At 72.6% G+C, this 9,473-nt stretch carries 8 protein-coding genes; 5 read left to right on the plus strand and 3 right to left on the minus strand.

The genetic code is table 11. The features are described 5' to 3' along the window. Positions 1–10: 10 nt before the first annotated feature. From ABGB05_RS34135 to ABGB05_RS34150, 4 genes are all read left to right on the plus strand, one after another. Positions 11–799 (plus strand): ABC transporter permease, encoded by a 789-nt coding sequence (locus ABGB05_RS34135; protein ID WP_347658101.1) that lies wholly within the window; start codon positions 11–13, stop codon positions 797–799. Positions 800–917: 118 nt separating this feature from the next. Then, positions 918–1,358 (plus strand): carboxymuconolactone decarboxylase family protein, encoded by a 441-nt coding sequence (locus ABGB05_RS34140; protein WP_347658103.1) that lies wholly within the window; start codon positions 918–920, stop codon positions 1,356–1,358. Continuing rightward, positions 1,355–2,236, plus strand: a complete 882-nt coding sequence (gene sigJ / locus ABGB05_RS34145) for an RNA polymerase sigma factor SigJ (protein WP_347658104.1) — start codon at positions 1,355–1,357, stop codon at positions 2,234–2,236. Before ABGB05_RS34140 ends, sigJ begins: the two co-directional genes overlap by 4 nt. Before the next feature lie 141 nt (positions 2,237–2,377). Next, on the plus strand, positions 2,378–3,937 hold the full coding sequence (locus ABGB05_RS34150; RefSeq protein WP_347658105.1) for a VOC family protein: 1,560 nt from the start codon (positions 2,378–2,380) through the stop codon (positions 3,935–3,937). Between the two features lie 25 nt (positions 3,938–3,962). Here the strand turns inward: ABGB05_RS34150 and ABGB05_RS34155 are convergent, their stop codons facing one another. The 3 genes from ABGB05_RS34155 to ABGB05_RS34165 are packed head-to-tail and all read right to left on the minus strand — an operon-like array spanning position 3,963 to position 8,445. Then, the gene (locus ABGB05_RS34155; protein ID WP_347658106.1) at positions 3,963–4,445 is read right to left on the minus strand and encodes a DUF4233 domain-containing protein; all 483 of its coding nucleotides are present in this window, start codon (positions 4,443–4,445) and stop codon (positions 3,963–3,965) included. Then, positions 4,442–5,788, minus strand: a complete 1,347-nt coding sequence (locus tag ABGB05_RS34160) for a folylpolyglutamate synthase/dihydrofolate synthase family protein (protein ID WP_347658107.1) — start codon at positions 5,786–5,788, stop codon at positions 4,442–4,444. The genes ABGB05_RS34155 and ABGB05_RS34160 overlap by 4 nt, the downstream gene beginning before the upstream one ends. Positions 5,789–5,814: 26 nt before the next feature. Further along, positions 5,815–8,445 (minus strand): valine--tRNA ligase, encoded by a 2,631-nt coding sequence (locus tag ABGB05_RS34165; RefSeq protein WP_347658108.1) that lies wholly within the window; start codon positions 8,443–8,445, stop codon positions 5,815–5,817. Positions 8,446–8,513: 68 nt separating this feature from the next. Here ABGB05_RS34165 and ABGB05_RS34170 point away from each other — a divergent pair, with 68 nt between their 5' ends. Beyond that, entirely contained in the window at positions 8,514–9,233 is a 720-nt protein-coding gene (locus tag ABGB05_RS34170; RefSeq protein WP_347658109.1) for a hypothetical protein, read from the plus strand. Positions 9,234–9,473: the final 240 nt, after the last annotated feature.

The raw sequence follows: 9,473 nt of genomic DNA on the forward strand, positions 1-9,473 counted from the left end.
GTCCACGTCGATGACCAGTCTGTTCCGTCTCGTCGGCGTCGGCGGCGTGATCGCCTACCGCGCGCTGTTCAACTGGACCACCCCGTCGATGTTCGTCGGCACCCTGCTCGTCGGTCCGCTGTTCCAACTGCTCTTCTTCGCCTACCTCGGCCGTCAGCTCGGGGTCGCCGACGACACCTTCTACATCGTCGGCAACGCCGTGCTGGCCGCCTCGTCCGCCGGTGTCTTCGGTGGCACGATGGCGGTCTCGAACGAACGCCGGTTCGGCACCCTCGGTCACGTGCTGCTCTCGCCGCGCAGCCGGACTGCGGTCTTCCTCGGCCGGGCGCTCCCGTACGCCGGCAACGGGCTGCTGATCGCGGCCTGCACGCTGGCCGGCGGCGCGCTGCTGCTCGGCCTGCGGATCCCGCCGCAGGCGCTGCCCGGCCTGCTGCTCGTCCTCGGCGCCGCCGCGCTGAGCTGTGGCTTCTTCGGCCTGACGTTGGGCGCGATCGGCCTGCGGTTCCGGGACGTGTGGCTGGTGTCGAACGTGTCGGTGACGCTGTTGCTGCTGCTCACCGGGGTGAACGTGCCGGCGACGGAGTTGCCGGCCGGGCTGCGGGCGGTCGGCGCGGTGCTGCCGGTCACCCACGCGGCGGAGGCGGCCCGCCGGCTGGTCGCCGGGGACGGCCTGGCCGCCGCGGCCGGCCCACTCGCCGTCGAGGTGCTGCTCGCGCTCGGGTACGCGCTGCTCGCCGCCGGGTTGCTCAAGGTGTTCGAGGCGGAGAGCCGTCGGCGGGCCTCCCTCGACACGCTCTGACCCGGGCCGCCGGGACACCGATCGCCGGGGTGCCGAGCGTCACAGCGCGGACTGTCACGCCGCGGCCCGCCGGTGCCGTCGTCCTGGCGTAACGGAAGAACCGGAGCGGGAGGTTGTCGTGAGTCGGCTGAACATGGCGTCGGTGGCACCGGAGGCGTACCAGGCGGTGCTGGGGCTGGAGAAGTACATCCGGGCGAACCTGGACCACACAGTGCTCGAACTGGTCAAACTGCGCGCCTCGATGCTCAACGGCTGCGCGTTCTGCGTCGACATGCACAGCCGGGAGGCGCTCGCGGCGGGCGAGTCGAGTCGGCGACTGTTCGGGGTGGCCGCGTGGCGGGAGGCGCCCTTCTTCGACGAGCGCGAGCGGACCGCGTTGGCGCTGACCGACGCGGTCACCCGGCTCGGCGAGCACGGGGTGCCGGACGACGTGTGGGAGGCCGCCGCCGAGGTGTGGTCGGAGAAGGAACTGGCGGACCTGGTGATGGCGATCGCCACAATCAACGTATGGAACCGAATCTCGGTGACCAGCCGGACCGAGCCGCCGACGGAGGTATGACGACCTCCGAGGCGACGCAGGCGGCCGGTGTGCTCGACGCGCACCGGCCGATGCTGCTCGGGCTCGCGTACCGGCTGCTCGGCAGCCTGCACGACGCGGAGGACGTGCTGCAGGAGACGTACCTGCGCTGGGCCGGCGTCGACCGCGCGACGGTGGTCGAACCCCGCCGCTACCTGTCCCGGGTGGTGACCCGGCTGGCCCTGGACCGGCTGCGGGCCCGGCAGGCGGCCCGGGAGACGTACGTCGGCCCGTGGCTGCCGGAGCCGGTGCCGACCGGGTCGTCGCCGTTCGGCCCGCTGGACAGCGCCGAACTGCGGGACTCCCTGTCGCTGGCGCTGCTGCACATCCTCGAGCGGCTCACCCCACCCGAGCGCGCGGTCTACGTGCTGCACACCGCGTTCGAGCTGCCGTACGCCGAGATCGCGGAGATCCTCGACCGGTCGGTGGCGGACTGCCGGCAGCTGCACCACCGGGCGGCGGCCCGGGTCGCCGCCGACCGGCCCCGGTTCACCGCCACCGCGGCCGAACAGCGCCGGCTGCTCGACGCGTTCCTGGCCGCCGCCCGCGACGGTGACCTGGCGCGGCTGACCAGCCTGGTCGCGGCCGAGGCCACCGCCTGGTCCGACGGCGGCGGCCGGGTCCGGGCGGCCCGCCGCCCGGTGTACGGCGCGGCGCGGGTCGCCCGCTTCTTCGCCGGTGTCTACGGGCGCCGGCCGACCGTCGAGGCGGCACCGGTCGAGCTGAACGGCGGGCCGGGGCTGCTGCTGCGCTGGCCCACCGGGACCCGCTACACGCTGACCGTCGCCGCGGCGGACGGCCGGCTCACCGGTCTCTATCTGGTGGGGAACCCGGAGAAGCTGACCCGGTTGCCGGGCTGACGGCCCGGACCCGGTACGGGCGACTGTCCGCCCGCCGCGTCCGACGGCGGGGCGGGGAGCGGCTCGGCCGAGCGAGCGGGCTCGGGTCGTTCCATTCCCGCCGGATCCGGCCTAGCCTGGCCTTAGCTAGGGAGGTCCACTGTGGCAGATGGTCGGCGGCGCCAGGTCGCGCCGGTACGTAAGCTCGTCGCCGCGGTGCTCGGCACCCTCGCCACCTTTGTCATGCTGTTCGGCGTCGGGATGCGCAGTTGGGCGATCGCGATGCTCGGGGTGGCCCTGATCGCCCTCGCCATCGGCCTGGTCGCGTTCACCGCGGTCCGCAGCGGCCCCCGGGCCTGGGTCACCGGCATCGGCCACGTGCACACCGTGACCGAGCCGCCGGCGTCGTCCGCCTTCGGCCGGTGCGAGCTGCAGATCGTGATCGACGCCCCGGGGGTACCGGCCCGTTCGGTGAAGATCCGTGATCCCCGGGTGCCGGTGGCGAAGTGGCCGGACCCGGGCGCCACGCTGCCGATCATGGTCGCCATCGACGACCAGCGGCACGTCCGGATCCTCTGGGACGAGGTGCTGACCCACGCCGAGGCCGCGGCCAGCGCCGACCTGCCGCCGCCGTTCGAGGGTGCCGACCCGCTCGGCGACGACATCCTGATCGAGCAGGAGACCCCGCCGTGGGCGCGCGGCGCCCGGGACGACACCCCGTACCCGGACGAGCCGCTCGACCTCCCCGACGATCCCCTGGCTGGGCCCTCCTACGACGATCGGCTGGACGAGCCGTTCCCCGACGACCGGCCGCCGGCCCCCCCGCCGGAGGACCGGCGTACCGTCGTCGACCCGGAACCGCTCGACGACGACCCGCCGCCACCGCGTGACGACCTCGGCCCGCACCGCGACGAACCGGTGGTGGTACGTCAGACGCCGGGCGGCACGATCGTGCTGGAGGGGACCCTGGTCGAGCCACCACCGACCACCACGCCGCTGCCGCGCCGTCCCCGTCCGGGTCCGAACGGCGAGGCCCGGCGACCGAGTCCCGGCCCGAACGCGGACACCGCGGCCGCGCCCCAGCCCGCCGCGACAGTGACCGACGCGGTCGACCCGGACGGTCCCCCGCCGGCCCCGCCCGCGCCGGGTCAACGGTCCGGCACCCCGGCCGAGGACATCGAGATCGACATCGACCTGGACGACCCCGGACCCGGTGGTCGGCGGTCCGAACCGGCGGCCGAGGCATCCGCCGCTGCCGCCGGCCCGACGGTGCCCTCCTCCGACGACGAGGCGATCCTGGAGAACCTGAGCGCCACCCCGCCGCCCGCCCGGCTCGGCGAGTCCGGTCCGATCGCCGGCGTCGGGATCACCCTGCTCGTCACCGATCTCGAACGTTCGATCGCGTTCTACCGGGACCTGCTCGGTTTCTTCGAGATCGACGGCGGCGACGGCAACGCGATCCTCGCCTCCGGGGCGACCCGGCTGGTGCTGCGGGCCATTCCCGAGGTGGCCCCGATCAACCGCCGCCTGGTGCACCTCAACCTCGAGGTCAACGACGTGCACGCGGTCCACGAGGAACTGGTCGCCAAGGGCGTGCGGTTCACCTACGCCCCACGGGCGGTCAACCGGGGCGCCAAACTCGAACTCTGGGCCGCCGCCTTCCGGGACCCGGACGGGCACGGCATCGCGTTGACCCAGTGGCGCGACCGGGCGGCCGGCTGACGTGTCCGCCCGCCCGCCGGCCGGCTCAGCCGAGGATGACCCGGCGGACGTGCAGTACGTACACCCAGACCGCCCCGAAGATCAACCCCAGTACGCCGAGCGACCAGTGCAGGAACCCGGAGAGCAGCAGCAGCGCCTGCAGTACGGTGCCGGCGTGCCAGGCCCAGGACCGGCGCAGACTCCCGGCGAGGAGTGCCGCGAGCACGGCCAGCCCGACGACCACCCCGATGGCGGCACCGCCCAGGTCACCGCCGAGCAGCCGGATCGGCTGGATGGCGAGCAGCAGGACGACCGTCTGCACGCTCAGCGTCAACGCACCCAGGCCGCGTACCGCCCGGTCCGGGTTCCGCAGTCCGGACGGCCGCCCCGCCGGACCGCCACCGGACGTCGTCGGTTCGCCGGACGTCGTCGCCTCGTTCCGCGCTGCCGCCTCGTCCGGAACCGTCCGGTCGCCGGACACCGATCCCCCGGTCGCCTGCGGCCCACCGGCCGGCTGCTGGCCGCTCATCGCTTCAGTAGCCGGCGCGCGTCGGCGACCGTGACCACCGAGCCGGTAATCAGCACACCCACCCCGCTCAGCTCCCCCACCACGTCCGACTCCGCCAGGCCCACCGCCGCCTCGATCGCGTCCGGCAGCTCCGACGCCACCTCGACCCGGTCCTCTCCGAAGATCTCGGTGGCGAGCCGGCCCAGTTCGGCGGCGGGCATCGCCCGCGGTGAACTGTTCTGGGTGACCACCACCGCGTCCACCACCGGCTCCAGCAACTCCAGCAGGCTGCCCGCGTCCTTGTCGGCGAGCACCCCGACCAGGGCGACCAGTCGGCTGAACGCGAACTCCTCCTGCAGCGCGGTCACCGTCGCCGCCATTCCGGCCGGGTTGTGCGCGCCGTCGAGCAGGATCGTCGGCGCCGACCGGACCCGTTCCAACCGCCCGGGTGAGTCGGCGCTGGCGAAGCCCTGGCGTACCGTCTCGACGTCGAGCTGGCGGGACGCCCCGGCACCGAGGAACGCCTCGACGGCGGCGAGCGCCACTGCGGCGTTCTGCGCCTGGTGCGCCCCGTGCAGCGGGATGAAGACCTCGTCGTAGACCCCACCGAGCCCCTGCAGGGACAGCACCTGCCCGCCGACCGCGACGGCCCGCCGCAGGACGCCGAACTCGCTGCCCTCCCGGGCGATGGTGGCGTCCACCTCGACACAGCGTTCCACCAGCGGCCGGACCGCCTCGTCCGGCTGCGCGGCCGAGATCACCGTGGCGCCCTTGTGGATGATGCCCGCCTTGGCCAGCGCGATGTCCTCGATGGTGTCGCCGAGCCACTCGGTGTGGTCGAGCCCGATCGGGGTGACCACGCAGACCCCGGCACCGAGGACGTTTGTGGAGTCCTCCGCCCCGCCGAGCCCGACCTCGACGACCGCCACGTCCACCGGCGCGTCCGCGAAGGTGGCGAAGGCGAGCGCCGTGGTCATGTCGAAGTACGTCAGCGGCTCGGCGGCCCGTTCGTCGACGAGCCGGGCCAGCGGCGCCACCTCGCGGTAGACCGAGACGAACCGTTCCTCGCTGACCGGCTCGCCGTCCAGGCTGATCCGCTCCCGGACGGTCTCCAGGTGCGGGCTGGTGTAGCGGCCGGTGTGCAGCCCGAACGCCCGGAGCAGCGAGTCGATCATGCGGGCCGTCGAGGTCTTGCCGTTCGTCCCGGTCAGGTGGATCGCCGGGTACGCCCGCTGCGGGCTGCCCAGCACGTCCAGCAGCTCCTCGATCCGCCCCAGGTCGAAGACCATCCGGGTGAAGCCCCGTTCGGCCAGCTCCGCCTCGACGGCGCCGAATTCGGTCGTCCGCCCGCCCCGCTCTGTCACCACGTTCCCCTGTCGCCGTGCCACGGTCAGCGCAGCGCGGCCAGCGCGGCGTTGATCCGTTCGAGGTCCGCCTCAGCCGAGGCGAGCCGCTCCCTGATCTTGTCGACCACCGGGGCCGGCGCCTTGTCGACAAACGCCGGGTTGGCCAGCTTCCCCCGCGCCTGGGCGAGTTCCTTCTCGGCCGCGGCCCGGTCCTTCTCCAGCCGGGCCCGCTCGGCGGCGATGTCGATCGAGCCCCGGGTGTCCAGGGCGACCGTCACCGTCCCGGTCACCGCGAGCGTGGCGCTGGCCTGGAAGTCCGCCCCCGCCTCGTCGAGCCGGACCAGGGACCGGATCAGCCCCCCGTGTGCGGCGATGCCGGCGGCGGCCAGCCCGTCGAGCCGGGCCGCCACCCGCTGCGCCGGGCGCAGTCCCTGGTCGGAACGGAACCGACGGATCTCGGTGACGACCCGCTGGAGTTCGACCACCTCACGTTCGGCCGCCTCGTCGACCAGCGCGGGTACGGCTGTCGGCCAGGCCGCGACCATCACCGAGGCGTCGGCGTCGCCGCCGACCCCGGTCAACGCGGTCCAGAGCTCGTCGGTGACGAACGGCACCACCGGGTGCAGCAGCCGCAGCAGCTGGTCGAGGACGTGCCCGAGCACCCGCCGGGTCGCCTCGGCCCGCTCACCACCGGCGGCCAGCACCGGCTTGGCCAGCTCGACGTACCAGTCGCAGACGTCGTCCCAGGCGAAGTGGTACAGCACGTCGCAGACCTTGGCGAACTCGTACGCCTCGAACTGCCGGTCGACCTCGGCCGTCACCTGTTGCAGCCGGGACAGGATCCACCGGTCCACGGTCGACAGCCGGGACGTCTCCGGCAGCTCACCGTCGACGTGGGCGCCGTTCATCAGGGCGAACCGGGTGGCGTTCCAGAGCTTGTTGCAGAAGTTGCGGGAGCCCTGGCACCACTCGTCGCTGACCGGCACGTCCTGTCCGGGGTTGGCGCCCCGGGCCAGGGTGAACCGGGTCGCGTCGGCGCCGTAGCGCTCGATCCAGTCCAGCGGGTCGACGACGTTGCCGAACGACTTCGACATCTTCTTGCCGAACTGGTCGCGGACCATGCCGTGCAGCGCGATGGTGTCGAACGGCTGCCGCCCGTCCATCGCGTACAGGCCGAACATCATCATCCGGGCGACCCAGAAGAAGAGGATGTCGTAGCCGGTGACCAGGACGCTGGTCGGATAGAACTTGGCCAGGTCGGCGGTCTGCTCGGGCCAGCCGAGGGTGGAGAACGGCCACAGTCCGCTGGAGAACCAGGTGTCGAGCACGTCGGTGTCCTGGTGCCAGCCCTCGCCGGTCGGCGGCTCCTCGTCGGGTCCGACGCAGCGGACCTCGCCGTCGGGGCCGTACCAGATCGGGATCCGGTGGCCCCACCACAGCTGGCGGGAGATGCACCAGTCGTGCATGTTGTCGACCCAGGCGAAGTAGCGCTTGGCCAGGTCGGCCGGTTCGATCTTCACCCGGCCGTCCCGGACGGCGTCGCCGGCGGCCCGGGCCAGCGGCCCGGTGTTGACGAACCACTGCAGCGACAGCCGCGGCTCGACGGTGGTACGGCAGCGTGAGCAGTGCCCGACCGCGTGCACGTACGGCCGCTTCTCCGCGACGACCCGGCCCTGCTCGCGCAGCGCGGCGACGATCGCCGGCCGGGCCTCGAACCGGTCCAGACCCTCGAACGGCCCGGGTGCGGTGATCACACCCCGCTCGTCCATGATCGTCAGCGACGGCAGGTTGTGCCGCTGCCCGATCTCGAAGTCGTTCGGGTCGTGCGCCGGGGTCACCTTGACCATGCCGGTGCCGAAGCTGGGGTCGACGTGCTCGTCCCCGACGATCGGGATCCGCCGCCCGGTGAGCGGCAGTTCGACCTCGGTGCCGATCAGGTGCTTGTACCGCTCGTCGTCCGGGTGCACCGCGACCGCGGTGTCGCCGAGCATCGTCTCGGCCCGGGTGGTGGCGACCACCACCTCGTCGCTGTACCGGATGGAGACGAGTTCACCGTCGTCGTCGGTGTGCTCCACCTCGATGTCCGACAGCGCGGTCAGGCAGCGCGGACACCAGTTGATGATCCGTTCCGCGCGGTAGATCAGGCCGTCGTCGTACAACTTCTTGAAGATCGTCTGTACGGCCCGGGACAGGCCCTCGTCCATGGTGAAGCGCTCGCGGTCCCAGTCGACCGAGTCACCGAGCCGGCGCATCTGGCCGAGGATCTTGCCGCCGGACTCGGCCTTCCACTGCCAGACCCGCTCGACGAACTTCTCCCGCCCAAGGTCGTGCCGGGAGAGCCCTTCGCCGGCGAGCTGCCGCTCGACGAGGTTCTGGGTGGCGATGCCGGCGTGGTCCATGCCGGGCAGCCAGAGCGCCTCGTAGCCCTGCATCCGCCGACGCCGGGTGAGCGCGTCCATCAGGGTGTGCTCGAACGCGTGGCCCATGTGCAGCGAGCCGGTCACGTTCGGCGGCGGGATGACGATGGTGAACGGGGGCTTGTCGCTGTCGGCCGAGGCCCGGAAGTGCCCCGCCGATACCCACGCCTCGTACCGCCGGCTCTCTACCTCGCCCGGCTGGTACTGGGCGGACAGGGTCGGGGTCGGCGTGCGGTGGGGGTCCAGAGTCTCGGTCACCCGCAAAGTCTACGGAGCGCCGCCGGGTACGTCGTGCGCCACCTCCCCCTTCGCGTACGGTGGCGGGCATGTCCGATGCCCCCCTCTCCGATCGGCGTCCATCGGTCGAGCCGGAGCCCATCGAGATGACGTCGGAACCGGTCGTACTGGATCAGACGGCACCGTCGGGCGACGACCTGTTCGGCGCCGACGGCCGGTCCGACGAGCCGGCCGCCCGGGCGGGGATGTCCCGGCGCCGCCGGATCGTCCTCGGCTCGGTGCTGGCGCTCGCGATTGTCGGTGCCGCCGGGCTGGGCACCGTCGGCTGGCGGATCGCCACGGAGAAGGACGCGGCGCTCGGCACCCCGGCCGAGGTCGCCGGGCTGACCCTGGACGTGAGCGAACGCGCCCGGACGACCGCCGACTACCTGCGGACCGGGTTCACCGCCGACATCGTCGACGCCGAGCAGAGCATCGGTGCCGTGTACGCCGATCCGGCCGCGCCGAACCGCAGTGTGCTGTTGTTCGGTGGCACCGCGCTGGTCTGGCAGCCGGAGCGTAGCCTCGACCGGCTCTTCGACCTGGTCTCGGAGGGCGAGGGCGCGATCGACGGCGTCCGTGAGGTGCCGGCCGGTCAGTTCGGCGGTGTCATGAAGTGCGGTACGAGCACCGGCGAGGGCGGTGACATCGCGGTCTGTGGCTGGGCCGACCACGGCAGCGTGGTGATGGCGATGTTCCCGGGACGTGACGTCAACGAGTCCGCCGACCTGCTCCGAGACATCCGGGCCGCCATACAGCGCCGGAGCTGACCGGTTCCGCTTCCCGTACGTCGGTTTCGCGGCGTGCTCCGATTTTCTGCCCCGGTCCTGTCGACGCTGTCGCGGGATTAGCGGCACAGGTCCCAACGACGCGGCGGCGGTAAAACGAGCGGGAAAACAGCTGTGGGGCCGACCCGCAAAGGGTCGGCCCCACACTGAAAGAATGTCCGGCGGTGTCCTACTCTCCCACACCCTCACGAGTGCAGTACCATCGGCGCTGGAAGGCTTAGC

Source organism: Plantactinospora sp. B5E13 (genome assembly GCF_039871775.1).
Classification (GTDB): Bacteria; Actinomycetota; Actinomycetes; order Mycobacteriales; family Micromonosporaceae; genus Plantactinospora.

Excerpts from the sequence above, each read along its gene's own strand:
- ABGB05_RS34170 (WP_347658109.1), top strand. The coding sequence starts at position 8,514 with ATGTCCGATGCCCCCCTCTCCGATCGGCGTCCATCGGTCGAGCCGGAG.
- ABGB05_RS34155 (WP_347658106.1), bottom strand. The coding sequence starts at position 4,445 with ATGAGCGGCCAGCAGCCGGCCGGTGGGCCGCAGGCGACCGGGGGATCG.
- sigJ (WP_347658104.1), top strand. The coding sequence starts at position 1,355 with ATGACGACCTCCGAGGCGACGCAGGCGGCCGGTGTGCTCGACGCGCAC.
- ABGB05_RS34135 (WP_347658101.1), top strand. The coding sequence starts at position 11 with ATGACCAGTCTGTTCCGTCTCGTCGGCGTCGGCGGCGTGATCGCCTAC.